Origin of the sequence: Sorangium sp. So ce836, from assembly GCF_028553905.1 — a bacterium.
GTDB lineage: Bacteria > Myxococcota_A > Polyangia > Polyangiales > Polyangiaceae > Sorangium > Sorangium cellulosum_D.
In genome coordinates this window covers 417,414-441,516 of the sequence record NZ_CP102233.1, presented here as the reverse complement: position 1 = coordinate 441,516, position 24,103 = coordinate 417,414, and the positions used below count along the sequence as shown (strand labels likewise).

17 protein-coding genes are annotated in these 24,103 nt (G+C 74.2%); 6 read left to right on the top strand and 11 right to left on the bottom strand.

What is annotated here, in order from left to right; translation table 11 throughout:
• Positions 1 to 53: 53 nt before the first annotated feature.
• Genes NQZ70_RS01700 through NQZ70_RS01690 form a run of 3 tightly spaced genes read right to left on the bottom strand, consistent with a single transcriptional unit; the run spans position 54 to position 8,129 of the window.
• Positions 54 to 2,885 carry an NAD(P)-binding protein gene (locus NQZ70_RS01700; protein WP_207217715.1) on the bottom strand — a complete coding sequence of 944 codons (2,832 nt, stop codon included), beginning with the start codon at positions 2,883 to 2,885 and terminating at the stop codon, positions 54 to 56.
• Entirely contained in the window at positions 2,885 to 4,198 is a 1,314-nt protein-coding gene (locus NQZ70_RS01695; protein ID WP_129572660.1) for a hypothetical protein, read from the bottom strand. The genes NQZ70_RS01700 and NQZ70_RS01695 overlap by 1 nt, the downstream gene beginning before the upstream one ends.
• On the bottom strand, positions 4,167 to 8,129 hold the full coding sequence (locus tag NQZ70_RS01690; RefSeq protein ID WP_272827588.1) for a serine/threonine-protein kinase PknK: 3,963 nt from the start codon (positions 8,127 to 8,129) through the stop codon (positions 4,167 to 4,169). The genes NQZ70_RS01695 and NQZ70_RS01690 overlap by 32 nt, the downstream gene beginning before the upstream one ends.
• Before the next feature lie 71 nt (positions 8,130 to 8,200).
• Here NQZ70_RS01690 and NQZ70_RS01685 point away from each other — a divergent pair, with 71 nt between their 5' ends.
• Entirely contained in the window at positions 8,201 to 9,040 is an 840-nt protein-coding gene (locus tag NQZ70_RS01685) for a class I SAM-dependent methyltransferase (RefSeq protein ID WP_129572659.1), read from the top strand.
• A gap of 60 nt (positions 9,041 to 9,100) precedes the next feature.
• Here the strand turns inward: NQZ70_RS01685 and NQZ70_RS01680 are convergent, their stop codons facing one another.
• Together NQZ70_RS01680 and NQZ70_RS01675 are read right to left on the bottom strand one after the other, a co-directional pair.
• On the bottom strand, positions 9,101 to 10,153 hold the full coding sequence (locus NQZ70_RS01680; RefSeq protein ID WP_129572658.1) for a protein-glutamine glutaminase family protein: 1,053 nt from the start codon (positions 10,151 to 10,153) through the stop codon (positions 9,101 to 9,103).
• Between the two features lie 279 nt (positions 10,154 to 10,432).
• Positions 10,433 to 11,347, bottom strand: coding sequence for a LysR family transcriptional regulator (locus tag NQZ70_RS01675; RefSeq protein ID WP_129572657.1), 915 nt, complete (start codon positions 11,345 to 11,347; stop codon positions 10,433 to 10,435).
• A gap of 118 nt (positions 11,348 to 11,465) precedes the next feature.
• Between NQZ70_RS01675 and NQZ70_RS01670 the strand changes: the two genes are divergently transcribed.
• The gene (locus NQZ70_RS01670) at positions 11,466 to 12,236 is read left to right on the top strand and encodes an SDR family NAD(P)-dependent oxidoreductase (RefSeq protein ID WP_129572656.1); all 771 of its coding nucleotides are present in this window, start codon (positions 11,466 to 11,468) and stop codon (positions 12,234 to 12,236) included.
• 38 nt (positions 12,237 to 12,274) lie between these two features.
• Here NQZ70_RS01670 and NQZ70_RS01665 read toward each other — a convergent pair whose 3' ends face one another.
• Positions 12,275 to 12,856 (bottom strand): MarR family winged helix-turn-helix transcriptional regulator, encoded by a 582-nt coding sequence (locus NQZ70_RS01665; protein WP_129572655.1) that lies wholly within the window; start codon positions 12,854 to 12,856, stop codon positions 12,275 to 12,277.
• A gap of 107 nt (positions 12,857 to 12,963) precedes the next feature.
• On the opposite strand from NQZ70_RS01665, the gene NQZ70_RS01660 reads away from it, so the two are divergent.
• Together NQZ70_RS01660 and NQZ70_RS01655 are read left to right on the top strand one after the other, a co-directional pair.
• Positions 12,964 to 13,464, top strand: coding sequence for an SgcJ/EcaC family oxidoreductase (locus NQZ70_RS01660; RefSeq protein ID WP_129572654.1), 501 nt, complete (start codon positions 12,964 to 12,966; stop codon positions 13,462 to 13,464).
• A gap of 326 nt (positions 13,465 to 13,790) precedes the next feature.
• Positions 13,791 to 14,267 (top strand): hypothetical protein, encoded by a 477-nt coding sequence (locus NQZ70_RS01655; RefSeq protein ID WP_237244914.1) that lies wholly within the window; start codon positions 13,791 to 13,793, stop codon positions 14,265 to 14,267.
• Positions 14,268 to 14,448: 181 nt separating this feature from the next.
• On the opposite strand, the gene NQZ70_RS01650 is transcribed toward NQZ70_RS01655, so the two are convergent.
• From NQZ70_RS01650 to NQZ70_RS01640, 3 genes are all read right to left on the bottom strand, one after another.
• Positions 14,449 to 15,291: a dienelactone hydrolase family protein gene (locus tag NQZ70_RS01650; protein WP_207217714.1), complete on the bottom strand. Its 843-nt coding sequence runs from the start codon at positions 15,289 to 15,291 to the stop codon at positions 14,449 to 14,451.
• Positions 15,292 to 15,421: 130 nt separating this feature from the next.
• Positions 15,422 to 16,099 carry a hypothetical protein gene (locus NQZ70_RS01645; RefSeq protein WP_129572653.1) on the bottom strand — a complete coding sequence of 226 codons (678 nt, stop codon included), beginning with the start codon at positions 16,097 to 16,099 and terminating at the stop codon, positions 15,422 to 15,424.
• A gap of 15 nt (positions 16,100 to 16,114) precedes the next feature.
• Positions 16,115 to 17,077, bottom strand: a complete 963-nt coding sequence (locus NQZ70_RS01640; RefSeq protein ID WP_129572652.1) for an NAD(P)-dependent alcohol dehydrogenase — start codon at positions 17,075 to 17,077, stop codon at positions 16,115 to 16,117.
• A gap of 291 nt (positions 17,078 to 17,368) precedes the next feature.
• On the opposite strand from NQZ70_RS01640, the gene NQZ70_RS01635 reads away from it, so the two are divergent.
• Positions 17,369 to 20,812 (top strand): AgmX/PglI C-terminal domain-containing protein, encoded by a 3,444-nt coding sequence (locus NQZ70_RS01635; protein WP_165373747.1) that lies wholly within the window; start codon positions 17,369 to 17,371, stop codon positions 20,810 to 20,812.
• Positions 20,813 to 20,844: 32 nt separating this feature from the next.
• Here NQZ70_RS01635 and NQZ70_RS01630 read toward each other — a convergent pair whose 3' ends face one another.
• Both NQZ70_RS01630 and NQZ70_RS01625 read right to left on the bottom strand, forming a co-directional pair.
• Complete coding sequence (locus NQZ70_RS01630) at positions 20,845 to 21,600, bottom strand: bifunctional 2-polyprenyl-6-hydroxyphenol methylase/3-demethylubiquinol 3-O-methyltransferase UbiG (RefSeq protein ID WP_129572650.1); 756 nt, start codon at positions 21,598 to 21,600, stop codon at positions 20,845 to 20,847.
• Positions 21,601 to 21,998: 398 nt separating this feature from the next.
• Positions 21,999 to 23,495, bottom strand: coding sequence for an RCC1 domain-containing protein (locus tag NQZ70_RS01625; protein WP_207217713.1), 1,497 nt, complete (start codon positions 23,493 to 23,495; stop codon positions 21,999 to 22,001).
• Between the two features lie 189 nt (positions 23,496 to 23,684).
• Between NQZ70_RS01625 and NQZ70_RS01620 the strand changes: the two genes are divergently transcribed.
• Positions 23,685 to 24,020 (top strand): hypothetical protein, encoded by a 336-nt coding sequence (locus tag NQZ70_RS01620; RefSeq protein WP_207217712.1) that lies wholly within the window; start codon positions 23,685 to 23,687, stop codon positions 24,018 to 24,020.
• Positions 24,021 to 24,103: the final 83 nt, after the last annotated feature.

Genomic DNA, 24,103 nt, shown 5'->3' with positions numbered 1-24,103 from the left:
CAGAACCGCGCTCCTCTCGACCGAGGCTGGGCTTTGCGCGCCTGCTGGCGCGCTCAGGCCAGCTTGCTCCCCTCCTCGACCGCTTTTCGGATCCCCCGCAGCATCTCCAGCACGGCGTCCGCCCCGCCCCACGGGTACGCCATCCGCAGGGTCCCCTCGAGCAGCGCGTCGAGCGACGCGCCGTCGGCCCCTGCCGGGCCGGCGCCCGCCGGCGCCCCGGCCGAATGGGCGAGCTTGGAGACGAGCGACGGGATCCGCTCGATGCCGAGGAGATCCCACGGGTGGGGGAGGCCGCGCTCCAGGCACCAGGCGTCGTACTGCTTGGCCAGCGCGAACTCGGGCAGCTCCCAGTGCTCCATGTCCCAGATCGCGCAGTAATCGCCGGCCGGCGTGGAGCGGTAGAAGACCTCCGATCGCATGTGGCGCGCCGCCTGGGGCGCGGCGCCTGGGTAGCCCCCGCCCGGCGCCGGAGCGGGCGCGCCGCCGGGGACGCCCGACGTCGCCGGCGCGCCCGGCGCCCCCGCCGCGGCCCCCATCGCGGGCGCCTTCACGAGCCGCAGGTGGTCGAGGATCGCATTGACCGCGTGGCGCCCGGACTCGTTCGCCGCCTCCATCGTCGACATGCGGGTGAAGGTCTTCAGGTACACACCGGCGAAGACCAGCTTGCCCCAGTGCACGAGATAGCCGCCGTGGGGAGCCTGCCACAGCGCCGCTTCCGGCGCCTTCGCCGGCGGCGGGCTCACCACCCGCGGGGTCGGATCCCACGGCGGCGGGCCGGGGCGGCTCTGGAAATCGGCCTTGATCGGCACGAGGTACGGGACCCGGGCGCGCGTGAACACGCCGCGCTCGTCGAACTCGAGGAGCTCGTCGAGGTAAAACCAGGCCGGCGCCGGAGGATCGTAGATCGGCGCCTCGGCCGCCGCGCCCGCCGGGCGCATCTCGGCCACGATCTGCGCGAAGACCTGCTCGGCGATCCCCACCGGGCCGCACTCGGCCGCGGTCCTCCCGGCCGCCGCGCCCTCCCGCGCCCGGGTGTTCCAGTCGCAGAGATCGATGCTGAGCAGCGAAACGAACCCGTCGCGCTCGAGCGTGGGGCGGCGCCGCCAGAACTGCGCGCTGTTGATCGAGGTCAATCCCCAGGGCGCCTGGCTGTAATAGACATATCCATTGTTGATCTTCAGCTCCTGGGTGAAGAAGAACTGGAGACCCGACATCGTCTGGAAGCGATCCCAGGCCGTCACGCCGAACGCGTGCCCCGCGCCGGCCGCAGGCCGCGGCGCCCCCTCGCCCTCCTCGGGCGGCGGCGGCCGGACCTTCGTGGTGAAGCCGCCGAGATCCCTCGGGACGCCCGCGGCGACCCCGGCCCGGCGCAGCGGCTCGGTGACCGCCTCCGCCGAGCACGCGTCGGTGGCGACCACGTGGTAATCGGCGCTCCGGAGGGCCTCGATGAGCTCCCTCTCCCGCGCCGTGAGGTCGTCTCCCTCGGCCCGCTCCCCGGTGGCGAGGCGGATCAGGAAGCCGTGGGGCACGATCTCGCCCCCCTCGAGCTCGAGGCGCTCCAGCCCGCCGAGGATGAACTGCACCCCGAGGCGCCGCTCCAGGTAGGCCCTCCAGGGATCGAGCCACGCCTCGCTGGTCGGGCCGCTCAGCGTGCCGTCGACCTTGGGCAGCGTGCGGACCCAGTTGTAAAAGAGCTGCACGTACGTGTTGCCGCAGGTCCGCGCGTCGCCCCACACGGCGTCGAACGAGGCGAGGACGCGCGATTGCGTCTTGGCGTCCCGCTCGAACCGCTCGCTGTAATGGTAGAGCCGGGCGCCGGTCGCGGGATCGTACCCCTCGAGGTACTCCCACCACGAGATGCGCTCCATCTCCTGCGCCCGGCGCCCCGCGGAGGTGCACATGTACCGCAGGACGCGCAGCATGAGCTGCGTGAGATCCGCCGCCGTGTAGCCCATGGTGCGGAGCGCCGCGAGGCGCTCGGCGCGCTCGTGATCCGAGCCGGGCGGCGAGCGCGGCATGATGAGCGGGCTGAGCCCGCCGCTGACGATGCCCTGGTTCGGGGTGGGCACCACGTTGTCGTACACGGTCCTGCCGCTCTCGTTCCCGTCCTCGTCGAGGAGCGGGATCCGGCGCATCGTGTCGAAGACGTGGTTGTAATAAGAAGGGAAGAAGCGAAAGCCGTGCTCGCCAGGGAGCACCGTGAAGCAGACCTCGACGACGGCCCAGCGGTTGTGGTCCGGCGCCGCGCCGTCCGATCGCCGCGGCGCCCGCTCGCCCTGCCCGCTCGCCGCGATCGTGCACGCGGCGCCGCCCGCGGCGGCGGCGATCAGCGCGCGCGCCGCCTCGGCCCGCTCGACGCAGAGCTCGCGGTGCTCCTCGGGGTTGGTCAGCGGCCGCAAGCCGGGGCCGGGCGGCGGCGCGTCGTCGTGGGCGTCGGCGTAGCCGGTGATCTCCAGCCGGAAATCGACGTCCTTGCCGCGGAGGTAGGCGAGCAGCGCGCGCACGCGCCCCTCGACGTCGGCGCGCGCCTCGCCGCCGGGCGCGGCGTGGCTCCCGCGCGCGAATGGGACGTGGATGGGGACGAGGCGCAGGTCGCGCGCCTCGGCGACGGCGCTCATCCCGTCGACGTCGCTGCGGCAGAACCGCGCTGACCAGGGCCCCTCGGCCCCGCCCGGCCGCGCCTGCCGGGCGATCGCGTACTGCGTCCGCGCCACGCCGCCCATGGCGATCCGGCGCCGGCCGTGCCGGTCGAGGCAGGTGTCCTGCTCGACGACGCGCACCACGAAGCCCCGCTCCGCGAGCTCGTGCGCGACCGTCAGCCCCGCGATCCCGGCGCCGAAGACGTTCACGGTGGGCCGCCGACCCGCGTCGCTCCCGCCGCCCATCAGAACGCCGCCTTTCCGCCGCCGTGGAGGTACGCGCCGGGCTCGTCCGCGAGCGCGCCGGCGCCGCGATCCGGCCCCACGCGGAGCTCGACGCGGCCCCGCCTGGTGGACGCGCACTCGAGCAGGAACTGGCTGTCGGGGACGTCGGGCGTGGGCGTCAGGCAGAGGGAGTGGACGCGCCAGACGGCCTCGATCTCGGCGGCGGCCGGGCTGCCGCGCAGCGCGCCGAGGAGCCGGGCGATCGAGAGCCCCTCGGCCTCCATCGAGAGCCACGCCGAGCGGTAGAGGAGCTCCCCGTCCGACCTGCGCCGGAGGATCAGCCGAGCGCGCCCGCGCGGGCGCAGATCGGATCGCACGGCGCCGACGTCGGGGAGGAGCCCGACGCCGCAGAAGCGGAGCGACTCGGTCTCGGTCTCGAGCGGGTCGGGAAAGCGCGTCCACAGCGCCCCCTCGACGAGCGCCTCGGGCTCGGCGGGATCGTCCTGCCGCACCTCTTCGAGGCCGGGGGTGCCCCAGAGCTGCAGCGCGCGCCGGTCGCCGTCCTCGTGCTTGCGGAGGACCAGCGCGACGCGCCCCGCGCCGGCCGCCGAGCCCGCCCAGAAGAGGCAGGCGCCCGGCCCGATGCGATCCCAGAGGGCGCCGCCCCACTCCCGGAAGGGGCGGAGCAGCTCCGGGGCGTCGGCCGGCGCGATGGCCTCGCCGAGCTCCCGGCAGCGCTCGAGGCCCACGAGGCCCCGCCCGACGTCGCCGTGCCTGCCGCCGTCCCAGCCGCCCACGCACAGGGCCGCCGTCACCGCGTCCTCGGACAGCGCCGCGAGCGGCACCCGGCCCTCGATGAACAGCGCCCGGGCGATCGCCGGCCGCCCCTCGGCGTAGACGCGGGCAGGGTCCACGATCGGGATGCCCGTCAGGTGCTCGGCGACGGCGCGCGCCCACGCCTCGCCCGGGGACGCGTCGAAGCGGCGGTAGGCGCCGTGCTCGAAGGCGCGGGCGAGCCGGCCGCCGTCCCGCGCCCGGTCGAGGAGGAGGCCGGCGATCGCCTGGGGGTCGTCCGGCGCGCCGCCCTCGTCCGGGAAGAGGTCCGGATCGTTGAGCGCGCGGCGGAGCCGGGGCGGCTCGAGGTCGGCCGCGAAGCTGGCCGCCCTCGCCTTCACGCCGTCGCTCCGGAAGGCGCCGAGCGCCCGCTCCAGCGCGGGAGGAGCGGGCGCCCCCGGGCGCGGCGCGGCCTCGGGCGCGCGCCCGGCGCCGCCGTCGAAGAGGTGCACGGGCGCCGGCACGGGCCTACGGCGCGGATCGGTGTGTCGCTGCTGCATGGGTCCTTCCTTCCGGTGAGAGATCGAGCCCCGGCGCCACGGCCGCCGCGAGCGCCCGCGGCCGCACCACCCCCTGCCCCGCCATCCACGCCTCGGCGCGCCGGATCTGCGCGGCCCCGGCGCTGCCCCCGGCGAGCTGCCCCAGCGCGAGCCGCGCCGCCTCGCGGTGCAGCGCCATCTCCAGCCGATCGAACCCCGCGATCGCGGCCTCGAGCGCGCGCGCCGCCTCGCCGGCTCGCCCCTCGACGCGCGCGATCCCGGCGCGGAGCAGCTGCCCGATCGGCGCGCCGGCCGCGAGCGGATCCCGCTCGATGCGCCGGATCTGCGCGCGCGCGTCGTCGAGCAGCGCCCGCTCGGTCCACCCCGAGCGCCGGCCGCGCGGGCGCGTGGCCGCCGCCGCGAGCGCGGCGCGCGCCCGCGTCCAGCGCAGCTCGAGGCCCGTCCCGCGCAGCGGCAGCAGGAACGACGCTTCCAGGCGAGGCCAGTGATCGAGCACCGCCGCCCACGCCGCCCAGGGGTCGCCCCGGTAGAGCGCCGCGTAGCCCGACGCGATCATGGCGGCGTACTCCTGGCGCCGGTAGCCGTGCTCGGGCCAGCGGCGCGACCGCGACGCCTGGCGGCCGAGCGCCGCCGCCGCGCTCGCCTGCGCCTCGTCGCCGCGATCGGCGGCGAGCCACGCGAGCATCGGCTCGCCCACGTGCGCCTCGCAGAGCGCGTGCACGTCGCCGCGGCGGCGCGCGTCGCCCGCGAGCTCCGACAGGCGCGGGAGCAGCTCGCGCAGCTCGCCGAGCCAGGCCAGGGCGAAGTGGTGGAAGATCGCCACGGTGACGCGCTCCCACGCCGTGCCGGGGCAGCGCTCGCGGAAGAGCGTGTCCGCGCGCCGGCACGCCTCCGCCGTCCTCCGCCACTCCCCGCGGGTGAACGCCACGTTGGCGAGGGTCAGCTCGCGCCACGCCTCGTCGTACGGGTCCCGCGTGCGGACCACGAGCGCGCTCACCTGCTCGAGCAGCGCCTCGACGCTGCGGTCGAGCAGGGCGCCGCCGAGGTGCGCCTCCATCGAGGCCTCGTAGGCGAGCGCGCGGCAGACGGTGGAGGCGTCGCCGACCTTCAGCACCCGCCGGAGGTGCAGCATCCGGAAGGCGTCGGCGAGGTGGGGGCTCAGCATCGACATGCTGGTGGAGGCGGTCCACAGCGCGTCGAGCCGCGCGCGCTCCGCGGCCGGCAGCGCCGCGGGGAAGGCCCGCCGCCGCGCGTCGGTGCGCCCGAGCAAGAAGGCGAGGCGCCGCCACGACGCGGCGGCGAGCGCGCCGGCGAACGAGCCCGGGATCGGCACGCGGAGCGCCTCGAGCGTGCTCCGCATCTCGCGCCACCCCGCGTCGATGAACCCCGCCTTGAGGTGCTGCTCGGCCGCGCGCCGCCGCAGCGCCAGCCCCCGCTCCGCGGCGGGCGGGCCCCCGACGTGCGCGGCCGCCTCGAGGTAGCGCTCCGCCGCCTCGGGCGCGCGGCCCAGGTTCACGAGCGCGTCGCCGAGCTTCTCGAGGATGCCCGCGCGCCCGGCCGCGTCGCCCGAGAGCGCGAGCCCCTTCTCGTAGAGGACGGCGGCGTGCTCGAAGGCGAGCGCGGCGGCCGCGCGGTCGGCGGCGCGGAGCGCGTGCTCCCCTGCCCTCCGGGGCTCGCCCGCGCCCTCCCAGTGGTACGCGAGCGCCTCGTGGTCGCGCGCCCCCTGCGCCTCGAGCGCCTCCGCGATGGCGCGGTGCCTGCCGGCGCGCTGCTCGGCCGGCAGGGCCGCGAGGAGGGCCTCGCGGATCCGGTCGTGGTAGATGGCCACGGCGCTCGCGCCGTCGCCCGCGATCTCGCGCAGGAGGTTCGCGTCGCGGAGCCGGGCGACGAGGGGCCGCCGCCGCTCGTCGAGCCCCGCGGCCGCGAGCGCGACGCCGCGATCGAGCGGCTTGCCCGCGACGGCGGCGACCTCGAGGAGGCGCTGCGACCCGGGGTCGAGCGCCCGGACGCGCGCCATCACGAGCGCCGCCACGTCGAGGGGCGCGCGCTCGTCCCCGGCGCCGCCCTCGTCGGCGCGCGCGCCGAGGTAGCGCGCCATCTCGGCCGCGATGAACGGATTGCCCTCGGCCTGCGCGACGACGGCGTCGATCTGCCCCGCGCGCCGGGCGCCGTCCGCGCCGAGGATCGCCCGCGCGAGCGCCGCGACGTCGTCCACGGCGAGCGCGCCGAGCTCGATCGTGCGCGTCGCCCCGCCGCCCTCCGCGCCCTCCAGCAGGTGCCGCAGGAGCGGGCTCCGCTGCCGCTCGTCGCTGCGGTACGTGAGCAGGAGCAGGAGCGGCGGCGCCGGCGCGCGGGTGAGCTGGTCGAGCAGCGGCGCCGAGTCGACGTCGCCCCACTGCACGTCGTCGAGCCACAGCACGACGAGGCGCGTCGCCGCGAGGCGGTCCACGAGGTCGCGCAGGGCCGCGGCGCCCTGCTGCTGGAGGGCGATCGGGTCGGGCTGGGCGGCGGGCTCGGGGCCGGCGAGGAGCGCGGGGAACTGCGCGAGCACGGGGAAGAGCTGGGTCAGCGCGCGGGCCCCCGCGGGCACGAGGGCCGAGAGCGCCTCGGCGGACAGCGTCTCGAGGTGGGCGGCGAGGCCGTCGATCGCCGCGTCGAGCGCTTTGTAGGGCAGGCTCTCCGCCGGGTGGCAGCGCCCCTGCAGCACGAGGAGGTCGCCCGCGCCCCGCTGGGCGTCGAGGAGCTCGCGCACCAGCGTCGATTTGCCGATCCCCGAGGGGCCGTGGACGTGCACCGTGATCTGCCGCCGCGCGCCGGCGACCTCGTCGAGCGCCCGCGTGATCGCCGCCATCTCGGCGGCCCGCCCGACGAACGGCGGCCCCGGGGCGGCCTCCGCGGCGCGCGCGGCCGCGGCGCCGCCCTGCCCCCGCGCGAGCACGGCGAGGCACGCCTCCGCGCCGGGGCGCCGATCTGGATCCACGGCGAGGAGGGCCATCGCGAGCTCGAGGAGGTCTCCGGGCGCGTCGGGGGCGAGGGCGAGCGCGGGCTTCGGCGCGTAGTGGACCTTCTGGTAGAGGATCATGTCCACCGCCCCGCGGAACGGGAGCACGCCGGTGAGCGCCTCGTAGAGGATGACCCCGACCGCGTAGAGGTCCGCCGCCCGCGTGATCGAGCCGCGGAGGACCTGCTCGGGCGCCATGTACGCCGGGGTGCCGGCGATCTCGCCCGGCGGACGCTCGCTCGCGCCGCGGAGCGCCGTGACCAGCCCGAAGTCGAGGAGCGTGATCCTATCGCCCGCGGAGACGAGCACGTTCGCGGGCTTGACGTCGCGGTGGACGCGGCCGGACGCGTGCAGCGCGTGCAGCCCCCGGACGAGCCCGGCGAGCCCCTGGCGCAGGCGCGCCCAGGCCTGCTCGGGGACGGGCCCCGCGAGCGGCGCGCCGCGCCCGCCGTCCGGCGCGCCAGGCGGAGCGCTCCCTGGCGGCGGCGCGAGCGGCGGCGTCTTCCCCGCCGCGCTGGCGGTCGTGTCGCCGCCGGGCGCGGGGGTGGCCGGGCTCAGGGTCATGGTGGCCGTCGCGCGCTCGGCGGTCGGCGCCTGGACGGCGGCCCCGGGGATGCCGAGATCGTCGCGGATCCAGCGGAGCAGGTCCTTCCCCTCGACGAGCTCCATCGTGAAGAAGCAGCGCTCGTCCTCGACGAAGAGCTCGTGCAGCTGGAGGAGGTTCGGGTGCGTCACGCCGGCGAGCGCGCGGAACTCGCTCTTCAGGCGGAGCACCTGCTCCGGCCCCGGCTGGTGCATCATCTTGAGCGCCACGTCCTGACCGAGCTCGCGATCGTGGACGCGGTAGACGGTCCCCATCCCGCCGTGGCCGAGGTGGGCTCGGAGCTCGAAACGCCCGGTGCCCAGGAACGAGGCGCTCTTGCTCGTCATCCGCGGGTCGGAGAGTATAGAGGAGAAGCGGACGTCCTCGCAGTCACGCGGGCATGGTGGCAGGAAAATCGATGGTCGCGCCGAGCCTCGAGCGGCACCTCTTGAACCACGGCCTGGCGATGGCGCTCCTCTCGTGGAACCTGCACGTGTTCCAGCCGGCGCTGGCGCTCCGCCGGCTGGGCCTCTACCGGCCGGCGACGCTCGGCGAGCGGCCGGAGGCGGGCGCGCCGCGGGGCGGCGGGCGGGATCTCTCGCTGCGGCACGCGCAGCCGGTGCTGCTGCCCGGCGAGCCGGAGGGCTACGAGAGCGTGCGGGCGTTCGACGACGTGGCCCACCTGTACGAGGCCGTGGTGCGGCCGTTCTCGGAGCCCATCGTCGACGAGACGGTGGCCCTGATGCGGCCCTACCTCGCGCCGAGCGCCCGGATCCTCGATCCCTCCGCCGGGACGGGGCAGGCGGCGATCCGGCTGTCGCGGCTCGTGCCCGAGGGGGAGGTCGTCGCGGCCGATCTGTCGCGGGGGATGCTCGAGCAGGCCCACGAGGGCGCGCGGCGCGCGGGCTGCGGCAACATGGCGTTCTTCCAGGCCGACGTGGCGCGGCCGCCGGAGGCGTTCGCGGGGTACTTCGACGCGATCTTCTGCTGCCTGTCGTTCCACCACTACCCGGACGGCGCTGCCGCCGCCCGGGCGTTCCGCGGCGCGCTCGCGCCCGGCGGGAGGGCGTTCGTCGCCGACGCCGGCCCGGCGTGGTTCGTCGAGCTGGCGCGCCCGATCTCGGTGCTCGCCGATCCCGGCTTCGTCCGGCACCGGACGGGCGAGGAGTTCCAGCGCCTCTTCCTCGAGGCGGGCTTCTCGTCGGTGTACTGGATCGAGGCGCTGCCGGGGATCGGCGTCACCATCGCGTCCGCGTAGCCGCGGCGGCGCCCGGCGGCACGCGCGCCGGGCTCCGGCGCGCGTGCCTGGTCCTCCGGATCACCACGCGATCGTCAGGGACGCGGGCTGGCTGGTGTGCGCTCCGTTCGAGGCCGTCACCTGATAGACGCCGAACGGATACTCCTCCTCGATCAGGATCCTGCGCTTGTTGATCTGGGAGATGGGGGCCAGCACGTCGATACCGTTCCCGGTGATGCGCACGGTCGTCAAGCCCGGGACGAAGTTGTCGCCGATCACATAGATGGGATACCAGACGGGCATGTCGGTCCGGTCCGACGCGAACCGCAGGATGCTCGGCGGCAGGTTCGGGTTGGGCGCGGGCTCGGGGGTGCAGGTGGTGACCCACGGCGGGCAGTCGCCGAGGGAGCGGTACGGATCGCGCCCGAGCAGCTCCTGAACGCGCCATTCGGAGACCAGCCGCATGCGGATCCCTTCGTAATCGGACGCCATGCTGGGGAGCGCCGGCGCCGCTGGCACCGCGTCCATGCAGCCGCTGTCTTTGGTGTGGTCGCGGCACACCGCCGTGTCGAACGAGCCGGGGGCGAAGCGAGAGATCCACTGCGCGATCGGGAGAGGCCCCGCCGGCTCGATGGCGGGGTCGAGGATCATGAGCTGTCCGCCGACCCGGACCACGGGCGCGACGTGGTGGCTCCACGACACCTCTCCGTCCGGCTCGTTCTCGGTCTGCAAGATCAGATTCCCGGTCACCCTGGCGTACCAGGGCGTCGGGTAATTCTCCTCGTGGAGGAAGTAGGTCGCCGCCGGGGCCCGCTCCTCGCAGCCGTTCTCGGGATCGAGCCAGGGGATCCGCCGCGGGAAGCCGGGCTGAGACGGCACGGTGAGCTCCTCGAACCGCGTGTCGCGGATCAGGGCGAACCCGGCGCTCAGCTGCGCCTCGGTCCAGCTGGGAACGCAGTCGACCGGCAGGTTCGCGAGCGGGCCCTTGAGCTCGTTGTACGAGTGTGCACCGTCGAGCAGCGGGCAGCTCCCGCTTCCCTCGAGCGGCGCCGTCCCATCGGACCGCTCGATGTCGAGGTCCGGCGCGGCATCGGCGCCCTCGTCGCCGCCGCAGGCCGAGGGGGCAATGGCCATTGCCGCGACACAGAACAATTTCGCCAAGGCAAGATACGACGGTCTCATCGATTCAATCTCCCTGCATGCGCGACACGAACCGCCACGAGAGCCTGGCTCCCATGGGGGACCGGACGGTTACCTGGGTGAATGCGGGCACCCCGGTCGCCCTTCGCGCGAACCGCGCCCGACCGCGTCGTTTTCCTGCTGTGCGCGCCCCTGCGCCGCGAAGATCGACGCCCATCGGGTGAGCTCGCTCGAACACGCAGGGTCGAGCTCGCTCCAGCGCGGTTGCCCGGGTCAGCGGTCGAGCGCGTCGACGTGCGGCGACAGCACCTCGGCGATCCAGCTCATCACCGCGCGCACGCGGCGCGGCACGCTCCTGCCGTGGGTGTGGAGGAGCGAGACCGGCATGGGCGCGCAGGTGAGGGCGGGCAGGACCTCGACGAGCGCGCCCGCGGCGAGGCTATTGGCGACCCTCCCTGCCCGCGGCGCCTGGATGATGCCGAGTCCCGCCACGCACGCTGCGAGGTAGGCGTCGGCGCTGTTCACCGTCACCACGCTGCGCATCGGCCGCTCGCGGTAGCCGCCCTCGTGCGGGTACTCGAACGACGGCGCGTCGGTGCCGAGCGTCGACTCGTAATGGACGACGAGGTGCCGATCGAGATCCTCGAGCCGGCGCGGCGTACCGCGCTCGCGCAGGTACGACGGGCTCGCGCAGTTGGTCATCCGCAGGGCGCCGAGCCTCCGGCCGACGAGCCCCGCGTCGCCCGGGGCGCCGATGCGCAGGACGCAGTCGAAGCCCTCGCGGAGCGGCTCGACGCGCCGATCGGTCGTGCTGAGGAGCACCTCGAGCCCCGGGTGGCGCGCGAGCAGCTCGGGCAGGCGCGGGATGATGACATCGCACGCGAAGCGCACCGGCAGATCGATCCGCACGCGCCCGCGCAGGGCCGTCGCCGCCTGGAACATCGCGCCGACCTCGTCGGCCTCGAGCGCGAGGCGCCGCGCCCGCGGGAGGAGCTCCTCGCCGTCGGGCGTGAGGCGCACGACGCGCGTCGAGCGCTGGAGGAGCCGGGTGCCGAGCTCGGCCTCGAGGGCCGAGAGCCGCAGCGACACGCGCGCCTTGGGCATGCCGAGGTGCTCGCCCGCACGCGTGAAGCTCCCGAGCTCGGCCACCTTCACGAAGATCTTCAGCGACTCGATGTCGACGCTCATTGTTTCGGATGACGAAACAGTGTGTCGGAATCCCGGGCCTTTCTCAACCGGGCTCGGCTCGCTATCCATGACCGCAGACAGCGGCGAGTGGCCGCGTCTCCACCGAAAGGACCCGACCATGACCACATCGAAGCAGAGCCCCGTCGCCCTCGTCACCGGCGGGAGCCGCGGGCTGGGAAAGAGCATGGCGCTCCACCTCGCCGATCGCGGCGTGGGCGTCATCATCACCTACCGCGGCGGCGCGGCCGAGGCGGCGGACGTGGTGAAGCAGATCGAGGCCAAGGGGGGCAAGGCGGCGGCCCTCGCGCTCGACGTCGCCGACACGCGCGGCTTCGGCGCGTTCGCCGAGGCGGTGAAGGCGGAGCTCGCCGGCCGCTTCGGGCGCGATCGCCTCGATTTCCTGGTGAACAACGCCGGCATCGGCGTCCACGCGAGCTTCGCCGAGACGACGGAGGAGCAGTTCGACGCGCTCGTGAACGTCCACCTGAAGGGGACGTTCTTCCTCACGCAGAAGCTCCTGCCGCTCATCGCGGACGGGGGGCGGATCCTGAACGTCTCGTCGGGGCTCGCGCGGTTCAGCTTGCCCGGGTACGCCGCCTACGCCGCCATGAAGGGCGGCGTGGAGGTGCTCACCCGCTACCTGGCGAAGGAGCTCGGGCCGCGGAAGATCTCGGTCAACGTGCTCGCGCCGGGCGCGATCGAGACCGACTTCGGCGGCGGCGCCGTGCGCGACAACGCCGAATTGAACAAGATGATCGCCTCCCAGACCGCCCTCGGCCGGGTCGGCCTCCCCGACGACATCGGCGGCGTGGTCGCCCTGCTCCTCTCGCCCGAGAGCCAGTGGATCAACGGCCAGCGCATCGAGGCGTCCGGCGGCATCAATCTCTGAGGCGCGCCCCGTCGGGCGAGCCGTGAGCCGTCGCCTCGTCAGGGGGTCCGGCGCGGTCGCGCCTTCGCGCCCCCACGGGCGCGCGCGCCGGCGCGAGGCGCGGCGCTCGCCGGGGCGGCCTCGGGCGCGGCCGGGCGCTGCATGCGGGCGATCTCCTCGGCCATCAGCGCGGTCGCCTGCTCGAAGAAATCGCAGATGAGCCGCAGCTCGGCGAGCGAGTAGCGCGAGCAGAGCGCCGCCCAGCGCTCGCGGAACGGCGCGAAGAGCGCGCCGATCTCGGCGTAGCGCTCGACCACCGGCTCGACCACCAGCTGCCGCCTGTCGCTCGGGTGCTTCACGCGGCGCACGAACCCCGCCGCCTCCAGCCGATCGAGCACCCCCGTCACGCCGCCCGAGGTCAGCCCGGTGAGCTGCACCAGGTCGCCCGGCGTGACCGGCCCCGCCTCCGCCGCCCGCCGGAGGACGTCGAGGTACTTGTGGTCGGTGCCCTTCAGCCCGAGGCGCTCGGCGATCGCCTGGTGAAGGAGCACCGACTGCGTGCTCAGCTCGCGGCCCAGCCGGTCGCCCAGGCTGTCGATCAGCTCGCTCACCTCCTTCGCGCTCGCCCGTTTCGCGGCCATCGCCTCTCGCCTCGATCCGCCCGCACTCTACCCGAGCCGCCGCCGGCTTGACAATCCGCAGTAAATATCTTACTTACTAAGAGAGTTACATCGCAAGGAGAGCTTCCATGGATCGTTCGACCGACGAAGCGGCAATCCGGCGCCTGTTCGAGGCCCTGTGCGAGGCGTGGGCGCGCGAGGGCGCGCGCGCCGTCGACGCGTTTTACACGCCCGACTCCGACTACGTGACGTTCGACGGCTCGTGGCTGCGCGGCCGCGCGGAGAACCGCAGGGTGCACGAGGAGCTCTTCGCCGGCGTGCTCGCCGGCACGCGCCTGGTCGGCGAGATCGAGAGCGTGCGCTTCCTCGGCCCCGACGCGGCCGTGGTCGTCAGCACCGGCGCGGTGCTGTGGCCCTGGCAGAAGACGGCGCCCCCGAGCCGGCGGTCGCGGCAGACGCTGGTGGTGGTGCGGGGCGACGACGGGCGCTTTCGGGTCGCGTCGTTCCAGAACACCCGGGTGCGGCCCCTGCCCTCGTCCGGGAGCCTGTCCATGCGCCTCTTCGCGGCCGTGATGCGCTGGCGCCTCGCCCTCTGGCGACGGCGCCACCCCGAGGCCCTCGCGGCCTGAGCGCCCGGCGACGAACGCCGCGACACATTGGACGGAAGGAGACGTTTGGCGCGCGACGAGGAGGTCCTCGCCTGCGCTCGACGGCGCCGCCCGGCGGGCAGCGCTTTCGCAGACCCGGTTGTTGCGCGATCGCGCAAGCGTGCAGCGATCGCCCTCCCTGCCGCCGTCCGTCGGCCTGCCGAACGACCGATTCCGCCGCAGCGCCGGCTGGCCCGCAGGTTGCTTGATGCTTGATGCCACCGTGTCGCGTTCAGCCCGTGAATGCGACACGGTGGCGGCGCTGCATGGTAGACTGCTCACCCTGCTCGCCCGAGGATCGAGGTGCCATGAACCTGCTTGCAGCGGCGCTACAGATTGCCTCCTTGCTGTTCGACATCACCCCTCCGAGCGGTTCGCCCCCGGCCGGCGACCGCCCCGACGAGCGCGGCAGCGGCGATGCCGTCGGCGCGAGCGACGACGCTTCCAGGAGGGGCGAGCCGAGCCTCACCGATTGCCGCGGGCCGGCCGCCTACACGTTCGGCACCGCACTGGCGGACACGCGCTGCGCGGGGCCGGAAATCGCGATTTTCGCGGACTCGGACGTGGAGGCGCTGGGCTGCGCCGCCGCGATCGCCGTCCGCCGCGGCGTTCGGCTCGCCGCGTCGGGGACGGCGCAATCGTACGCGATCTGCGTCACCGGCTCGTTCGGGAGGTCGACCCAGTACGTCACGGCGCACTCTCAGGCAGACGCCGAGACGTGCGCGCGCTCCTACGTCTGCGCGGCCCTGGGCGACTGCACCGCCGCCCCGAACGCGTGCCGGTGACGTCTCCTCGCTGGATCGGCGCGGCCGGCAGCGACCTCCGCGGCAGCGGCTGCCCGCCGAGATCGATGGCGTGACGAGCGCCCGCGGGCGCGGGCGTCGATACGGCCCCTTGCCGGCGCGACCGCGGGTCGGCAGGGCGCGAGCTCCGGCGCGCCTCGAACGACCCACGCCGTAATGCGGCTCATGCGGCCAGCAGCTTGTCGCAAAAGAGCTGGAGGACGCGGTCGAGCGCGGCGCGCGTCGGCTCGCCCGGAGCATCGATCAACGCGCCGGTGAGCACCGAGTGATGCTTCTTGAGGGGGCCTTCGGGGTGCCCGTCGGCTTGCTCCAGCTCCACGGCGACGAAGCCGTCGCCGAGGCGCTCGCGGAGGAACTGGAAGCGCTCCTCGGGCACCAGCGGATCCCCCTTGAAGCGGAGCCCGATGACCCGGAGGCCCTCCCGGTCGCAGCGCTGCGCCACCGCGTCGAGGGTCGCAGGATCGCAATCGACGGATCGCCGCCGGCTCTCGGTGAGCCCGAACGGGAGCGACGGCTGCGACATGACGGGCGCCAGCACCCGGGCGTCCGCCGCCATGGCGAGCGCGAACCCGCCGGTGAAGCACATCCCCACGACGCCCACGCCCGGCCCGCCGCAGCGCTCGTGCTCCGACGCGGCGAGGGTGCGGAGCCAGTCGACGACCGGCGAGGAGCGCCCCGTCGCGAAGACGGTGAACTCCTTGCTGACGCAGGCCTTGGCCATGGTCGAGAGCGCGTAGAGCGCGCCCGACAGCCTGGATGGCTGCAGCGGGTCGCGGCCGGCGGTCCCGAAGAGGTCCGGCAGCACGGCCGTGCAGCCGAGCGCCACGACCCGGTCGGCGAACCCGAGCACCTGGGGAGAGATGCCCGGCATCTCGGTCAGCACGAGGACCGCGGGGCCCTTCCCTTTCCGATAGACGTCGCGCGTCTCCCCCTGGTGCGTGATGCGCTCGCGCTGGAAGGTAGCGAGATCGCCCTCGGGCGCCTTGGGTTTGCTCGGTGTGGTCACGGCGTCACTGCATCACAGCATGCGCGCGCGGTAAAGCCCCTCAAGGCGGTGTGACCGCGCAGGCAGCGCCATGATGTAAAGAGGTGTGACTCCTATGCAGATGCGCTGCCGACGTGCCTGAATTCTCCGCCTATCCTCTCTCGCGCGGTGCTCCACCTGCATGATGGGAGCGATACCTCGACAAGGCGGCCTCCACGCCCGATCTCGGGCTGCTCAGGACAGGGATTCCGAGATGCCGAACGAGCTCGGCAGCGGGAGCCATCGACGCCTGCGCCAGCAGCACGAGATCGCTCGGGAGCGCGGTGGTCTCGATGGTCCTGGCGATCTCGCCGAGATAGCCGGGGTGGTCACCCGTCTCGAAGAGCCGCCACGCTCGCTCGCACAGCGTCTCTACGACGTCGATCGAACGCTTCGCGTCCGACGCTGCCTGATGCAGCAACGCCACGGTCGGCTGGAATGTGCTCTGGAGCGCGGCCAGGACGACGATCCGGCGGCCGCTCGCGACGGCTTGCTCCGCCATCGGGCGATCGATCCGCATCACCACGCCGCCGGCGACGGGCACCGCCTCTGCCACGCCGCCGAGGGTCGAGCAGGTGCACACGATCACCCGCGCGCCGTCGCCGGCGAGCCCCTGTACGACCGCGGCCGTGGCCGAGCGGACGCTGTCGGTGATCGCGCCGGCCGCCAGCGCATCCGCGAGGAGGCTCTCCTGAACCTCATGCCGAACCGGGATCGCGTCGTCCACCGCCCGAACGAGGCGGCTGAAGGTCTCGACGTGGACGCGGGCCGTGTGGATGAACGCGAGCATGTCTCTCCCTCGGGGTCACAGGGTGATAACGATCTTCCCACACGCCCTTCCCTCCCCGAAATAGCGAAACGCGTCGGCGATCTCAGCGAGCGGGTAACAGCGATCGATGACGGGCCTCACCTTCCCAGCTCGAAACAGCTCCGCCAGGACAGCCAGCTCATGGTTTGCCTTCGCTGCCATGACGCGCATCTTCTTTCGCTCGCGCCTGGAGATCCAGGGACCGAGCAACAAGAGCTCGAGGATTCGACCGACGGATCCCCCGAGCATCACATAGGTCCCCCCCGGGCTCAGCGCACGCGCATAGTCGAACATCGATCGATGCGCCGCGGCGTCCAGGATCAGATCGTACGTTTTACCATTCTCCGCGAAGTCTTCTCTCGCGTAGTCGACGACATGATCCGCACCGACCGAGCGCATCGTCTCCAGCTTTTCCGCCCGGTCCACGCCGGTGACCTCGGCGCCGAACGACTTCGCGATCTGGATCGCGAACGTGCCGACCCCTCCCCCCGCGCCGTTGATCAAGATCGTCTGCGCGGGCCGGATCGCGCCCTCGTCGCGGAGCCCCTGCAGGGCCATGGCGCCCGCCTGGGGGATGGCTGCGGCCTGCTCGAACGTCATCCCGGCCGGCTTGAGCGTCAGCGCGCTCTCGCTGGCGCGCGCGTACTCTGCAAAGCCGCCCCAGCCACACTGGCAGAGATCCCCGAACACCTCGTCGCCTGGGCGGAACCGGGTCACGTCCTTGCCCACCGCCTCGACCTGTCCCGCGATGTCCGCGCCAGGGACCCTGTGCTTCGGTCTGAACAGGCCCCAGAAGCGAAAGAACACCGGCGTTCCGGTCACGAGATCCCAGTCCCAGGAGTTCACGGACGCCGCGCGAACTCTCACCAGGACCTCGTCGTCCCCGATCTCCGGCACGGCGATGTCCGCGAGCCTCAGGACGTCGGGCGCGCCGTACCGGTCGTAGACGATGGCCCTCATGTCGCCTCCGCCGGCGCGGCGAGGCGCGCCCCTGCGCGCAGCAGCGCCTGACCACCCTCGGTGACGGCTGGCGGGCATCGCGAGAGCGGCGTGATGGGACGGTTCATGCCGAGGATTCTACTCATCCCTTCGTCACGACCGCCACCCGGCGCGGCAGGCCGGCACCGGCGGCGGCCCGCGCTCGAGCGACACGGCCGGGAACCTCCGGCCCACCCCGCTGTCGATCGCCCCATCCCACGCCGGCGGACCTGCGTTCATGCGCGGCCCGCCGCGCCACGACCGGAGGCCCCCGTGCGAAGCTCCCTCCCCCGCGGCCGCGCTGCGCTCGCCGCGATCGCCGCCCTCGTCCTCGCGCTCTCGAGCTGCGCCGACAGCGCCTCGCCGCCCGCCGCCCCGGGCGCGCACCGGCGCGGGCCCGACCCCGCCGCATCGCGCGCCCAGCCCGCGGAGCCGGCCCCCGCCACCGCGGCGCGCCGCCCCGCGGCCGCGCCGATCCGGCTCACCGCCGCCGACGGCACGGGGCTGCGCCTCGTCGCCCTCACCGGACGCGCCGTGATCGAGGCGCCGCTCGCGTTCACCGAGCTGCACCTCACCTTCGAGAACCCCGAAGATCGCGCGCTCGAGGGCACCTTCCGCGTCACCCTGCCGCCCGGCGCGAGCCTCGGCCGCCTCGCCATGCGGCTCGGCAGGCGCTGGCAGGAGGGCGAGGTCGTCGAGCGACGGCGCGCGCGCGAGGCGTACGAGGACTTCCTCCACCGCAAGCAGGATCCGGCTTTGCTCGAGCAGGCGGCGGGCAACGAGGTGACCGCGCGGGTCTTCCCCATCCCGCCGCGCGGCGTGAAGGAGATCGTCCTCGCGTACTCCCAGGAGCTCCGCCCCGACGCCCCCTTCACCGTCCCCCTGCGCGGCCTGCCCGCCGTGAGCTACCTCGATCTCGAGGCCACCGTCGCGGGCGCCGCCGCGCCGATCCACGCGCTCCACCGGACGGACGCGGCGCCCGACGCCGACTTCGTGGTGGAGCCCGCGCGCCTCGCGCCGACGGAGGCGCACGGCGGCCTGCGCAGCGGCGAGCTCGCGCTGGCCCGCGTGCGCCCAGCCGTGGAGTCGCGGCCCGATCCGCTCGCCTCCGCCGTCGTCCTCGTCGACACGAGCGCCTCGCGGGCGCTCGATCTCGAGGAGCAGCTCGGCCTGCTCGCGGCCATCGCGCGGGCGGCCGCGCGCGCGGGCGGCCCGGGCGCGCCGCTCACCGTCGCCTGCTACGACCAGACCGTCACCCCCGTCTTCGACGGCGCGGCCTCGGCGTTCGGCGAGGCGGAGCTCCGGCGCATCCGCGAGCGGAAGGCGCTCGGCGCCTCGGATCTCTCGCGCGCGCTCCGCTGGGCCGGCGAGCGCGCGCGCGCCCGCGGGCAGCGGCGCGTGGTGCTCCTCTCCGACGGCGTCGCCACCGCGGGCGAGGTCGCGCCGGGCGCCTTGCGCGGCGCCGCGGCGGCGCTGCGCGACGCGGGCGTCGAGCGGCTCGACGCGGTCGCGCTCGGCGGCCTCCGCGACGACGTCGTCCTCCGGCAGCTCGTCACGGCGGGCCTGCCCCGCGACGGCGCCATGATCGACGGCGCCCGCGGCGTCGCAGAGCTCGAGCGGCGCCTCTCGTCGGCCACCCGCTCGGGGATCGCGGTGAGCGTCGAGGGCGCGCGCTGGGTCTGGCCCCGCGCGCTGGACGGCGTGCAGCCCGGCGACGAGGCGCTCGTCTACGCCGAGGTGCCGGCCGAGCTGCCGGTCCGGATCACGGTGGACGGCCGCACCACCGCGCCCGATCTCCGCGGCGTCGAGCGCCCGCTGCTCGAGCGCGCCTGGGCCCGGGCGAAGATCGACGGCCTGCTCGCCGGCGACGCCGCGCCCGGCGGCCAGGACGCCCTCCGCAGGCAGATCGTCGACCTCTCGATCGCGCACCGGGTGTTGAGCCCGTACACCGCGCTGCTCGTGCTGGAGACCGAGGGCGACTACGAGCGCTTCGACATCGCTCGGCGCGGCCTCGCCGACATCCTGACCGTGGACGGCGGCCGAATCGCCGTGCAGAGGCGCTCGTGGCCGCCGGCCGACAAGCCGCAGGGCGCCGCGCAGCCCGCCGGCGCGCGCGCCGACGCCGCCGCCGGCGAGGCCGCGGCCCTGCGCCCGCCGCCCGCGCCGCCGGCGCCTCCTCCCGGCGCGCGCGAGGAGTCCTTCGGCGCGGGCGGGCTCGGGCTATCGGGCATCGGCGAGGGCGGCGGCGGCCGCGGCGAGGGCATCGGCCTCGGCTCGATCGGCACCGTGGGCCACGGTGCCGCCGCGCCCGCGCCGTCCGCGGGCGCCGGCGACGGCTTCGGCAGCGGGCACGGCCGCCTCGGCGGCCACCACCGGGCCGCGGCGCCCTCGGTCCGCATGGGCGCAACCCAGGTGAGCGGCCGCTTCCCGCCCGAGGTGATCCAGCGCATCGTCCGCCAGAGCTTCGGCCGCTTCCGCCTCTGCTACGAGCGCGGGCTCGAGCGGAGCCCGCGCCTGCAGGGCCGCGTCGCCGTGCGCTTCACCATCGACCCGAGCGGCGCGGTCGTGAACGCGCGCGACGGCGGGTCCGATCTGCACGACGGGGCCGTGGTCTCCTGCGTGATCCGCGCCTTCTATGGGCTGAGCTTCCCTCGGCCCGAGGCGGGAAGCGTCGACGTGGTGTACCCGATCCATCTGGCGCCTCCGGACGCCGCGGCCGCGCCGCAAGCCGCCCCCGGCGCCTCCGCGCCGCAAGCCGCCCCCGGCGCAGCCGCGCCGCCGGAGCCGCCGGTCCAGCCGTACACCGGCCGCTTCGCGCGGATCCACGACCTCCTCGCCCACGGCGACGCGCAGGCCGCGGCGCGCGACGCCTCGGCCTGGCACGCCGACGCCCCCGGCGACGTGCTCGCGCTCGTCGCGCTCGGCGAGGCGCTCGAGGCCGCGGGCGATGCGCCGGGCGCCGCCCGCGCGTACGGCTCGCTCATCGACCTGTTCCCCGCGCGCGCGGACCTCCGCCGCTTCGCCGGCGCGCGCCTCGAGCGCCTCCCGGCCGACGCGGGCCTCGATCTGGCGGTGGACACCTACGAGAAGGCGCGCGAGCAGCGCCCCGACCACCCCTCCAGCCACCGCCTGCTCGCGTTCGCGCGCCTCAAGCGGGGCGAGCACGCCGCCGCCTTCGACGCGCTCGCGGCGGGCCTCGCGCGCCGCTACCCGCCGGGGCGCTTCGCCGGCGTGGAGGGCATCCTGCGCGAGGACCTCGGCCTCGTCGCCGCCGCGTGGCTCAAGGCGGATCCGGCGCGCCGCTCGGACATCCTGGCCCGGCTCGCGAAGGCCGGCGCCGCCCTCGACCGCGCGCCGTCGCTCCGCTTCGTGCTGACCTGGGAGACCGACGCCAACGACGTCGATTTCCACATCCGGGACGACCGCGGCGGCCACGCCTACTACGCGAGCCCGGCGCTGCCGAGCGGCGGGCGCCTCCACGCCGACGTCACCACCGGTTACGGCCCCGAGTGCTTCACCATCCGCGCGCCCCGGGACCGGCGGGCCAGCCGGTACACCCTGCAGGCGCATTACTATGCGCGCGGCCCGATGGGCTATGGCATGGGCAAGCTGCAGATCGTCGATCACGACGGCAAGGGCGGCCTGAGCTTCGAGGAGCGGCCCTTCGTGATCATGAACGACCAGGCGTTCGTTGATCTCGGCGCCGTCGCGCGCTGACGCGCCGACGACGTCGAGGTGCCGCGGGAGGGTCACGACCGGCGGAGGATGACCGTGTCGTCTTCCTGGCTCAGCCGGTACGCGCCGTCCTCGGTCCGACACCGCGCGGCGTGCCCGCGGATCTTCTCGTCGAGCGCGCGCGCCTCGCTCTCCGTCATCGCGGCGAGCTGCTCGGCGGAGATGCAGTCCGCGAGCACGAAGAAGCGACAGAGCGTGACCATCTCCTCGAGCGTCTCCGCCGTGTAGGCGTTGTGGCTCCCCACCACGTCGAACGCGAGCTGCTTGTCCCGCAGCGTCTTGATGAGCACGGAGCTGTCGATGACCGTCGACGTGAAGTCGCGGTGCATCTCGTAGTTCTGCCCCCGGTCGGCGCCGAGGACGATGGCGCAGTACCCCGCCGGCTTCGCGAACGAGAGCAGCCTGTCGATGAAGCCGCCCCACGCCGCGAGGGGCACGTGATAGAGCACGTGGGAGCAGAGGACGAGATCGTAGCGGCGCGGCGACTCGAACCTCTCGAAGGTGTCGCGGAAGATCTCGGCGCCGGCCGGCGCGGACGCGCCGAGCTGCGCCTCGTTCGGCTCGATCAGGGTCATGGCGCCGAACCAGGGGGCGAGCCGCGCCGCGATGGCGCCGGGGCCGGCGCCGACGTCGAGCAAGGACGGCCTCTCGGGCAGGTCGGGGACGATGCGCTGCCGGACGGCGTCCGCGATGTTCTCCGGGTGCCTGGAGGTCGCGGAGAGGAGGCGGAACGCGGTGGCGTAGTCCTGGGGCGACAGGGTGATCTGCATGGTGCATCTCCTTGGGCGAGGGGGGTTCGGTCTGGCTCGGGCGGCTGTGACGTGAGCGCGACCGCCCCGGCAACGCGGACGGTCGCGCGCAGCAGGCCGCGACGCGATCGCGTGCCTCGCGGAGAGAGGGTACTTGCGCGAGCCGCGATCGCCCTAGGGATCTGAGCGCGACGAACAGCGAGCCCTGCCACGGGCCACGGAAGCCGGTCTTGTCCGCTTGCCAGTCTGGGTCGCGATCTCGAGCGTCCAGAGGTGGACGGTGTCGCGGCGCAGCCTGGCGCGCGCGCTCGGGTCGGCATCAGGACCCGACGGCGCCCCGGGCGACCCGGAGGGCGGTCTCGAGCTGGGCAACGGCGCCAGGTCCTCGCGGCTCACGCCCTCGGCCTCGGCGCCCCTGATCAGGGCGCCTTCACCTCGACGGGGACCGCGGAGCTCGTCCCGGCGCCGTCGCCAAGCTGACCCAGGGTGCCTCTGCCCCAGCACAGGACCTGGCCAGGGCCCGTGGGGCCGCACGCCCCCTCGACGATCGCGCACGTGTGGAAGAAGCCGGCGCTCACCGCGACGACCTTGGCGAGCGGGGTGCCGTCGCCGAGCACGACGGGTTCCATGCGCGCATGATCGCCCATCATCGGCGTGCTGCGACCGAGCTGCCCTTGCTCGTTGCTGCCACGGCAGCGGAGCTGCCTTTGGTCGTCGATCGCGCAGACGAAGACGTAGCCGGTGGACATCGGGCCCCAGACACCCGGGATCGCAGCCGCCGTCCCGGCCGGGGGAGCCTCGGCGCCGTGCTGACCTGAGCTGTTGTTCGTCCCCCAGCAGAAGAGGCCTCCCACGTCGTCGCGCGCGCAGCCGAAGTTCGTGCCGTAGGAGATCTCGGAGAAGGGCAGCGTCGCTCCCGCCTCGATGAGCGGCATGTGCGCGCTGTAGTTCACGCCGCCCTGGGAGCTGGTGGAGGTGTTCGTGAGGATATAACCGCCGCCGAGCGCGCCCCAGCAACGCAGCCCGTCCTCCGCGGCCCCGGTCGAGGAGCAGCTGCCTATCGAGCCGATGCCCCGCGCGAGGACGGCCTTCGGACCGGCCGCCGCGGTGAAGTTGAACGCTCTCACCGGGACGAGGCTCTCCTCGCCGCTCGCATCCGGCCCGAGGCTCGAGAACAGGTTGGCCCCCCAGCAGTAAATGCTGCTGGTCGAGGTGAGCGCGCACGCCGAGTACCACTGTGGCGCGATCTTGCGCACGAGCAACGGGGCCGTACCGTCATTGACGATCGCCGGGACGTCATGGGCCATCGAGTCCTTGGCGCCGTTCGCGAGGATCCCGGTCTCGTTGTTTCCCCAGGCCCAGAGTCGGAGCTGGCTGTCGATCGCGAAGGTCGCCCGCTCGGTCAACGCGATCTGCGTGATCGTCGCCGTGCCGAGCGACGCGGGGAAGAGCACTCTCACCGGCGTGCTCGAGGAGACCGCCATCGCCTGCGGGACACCCAGCTGGCCGAACGAGTTGTCCCCCCAGCAGTAGAGAGAGCCGTCATGCCGGATCGCGCACGTATGGCTGTCGCCCGCAGCCACCATGATGGCGTCGGCGAGCGTGGGGCTGTCTGGCGGGATCTGGCATCCAGGATCACCACCGCCCCCCCCGCCGGACGCGCCCCCACCGCCTCCGCCGGACGCGTCCTCGCCGCCTCCGCCGGACGCGTCCCCGCCGCCCCCGCCGTCGCCCCCGCCGGACGCGCCGGCGCCCACGCCGTTCTGCGCATCGGTCGGACCGCCGCCCGTTCCGCCTCCCGCGCCGCTGTCCGAGAAATGCCGGTCGGGAGCGGAGCATCCTGCCCCCGCAGCGAGGGTGGCGGCGACGACGAGAAAGGAGCAGAAGTTCGGTCGCGTCTGGGTGTTCCTCTTCATCTCGAGCATCCGGCTACACCCCCAGCGTCCTTTACGGAGCCTTACCGCACGGAGGACAAGAAGTCCAGTTGGGCCCGCTCACCGATGTCCCCGCTTTCCCGGAGGCCTCAGGGGCGCTGCGGTACGCGCACGACGAGCGCGGGCGACCTTAGCAGAGCCTGCGGGCGCCGGCGAGCGACAAGGGGCCTGGTGAATGACGAGGGGCAGGTCGTCGCCCTCCGCTACGATCGCTGGAAGGCCGTCTTCGCCGAGCAGCGCGCCCAGGGGCTCCTCGTCTGGCAGGATCCCTTCGTGCCGCTCCGCCTGCCCAAGCTCTTCGACCTCCGGGCCGATCCCTTCGAGAGGGCCGATCAGGGCAGCATCCTCTACGACAAGTGGCGCATCGACCATGCCTTCGTGATCATCCCGGCCCTCGCCTTCGCCAGGAAGTTCGTGGCCTCGTTCCAGAGGTTCCCTCCCCGGCAGAAGCCGGAGACGTGGAACCTGGACACCATCCTCCAGCGCATGCAGCGCACCTCCGATTGAACGACCGCCAGACATGGCAGGGAGCATCTGCTCGCGGGCGATCCGAGGCCCCCCCCGACAGATGATACGCGCGGCAGCAGAGT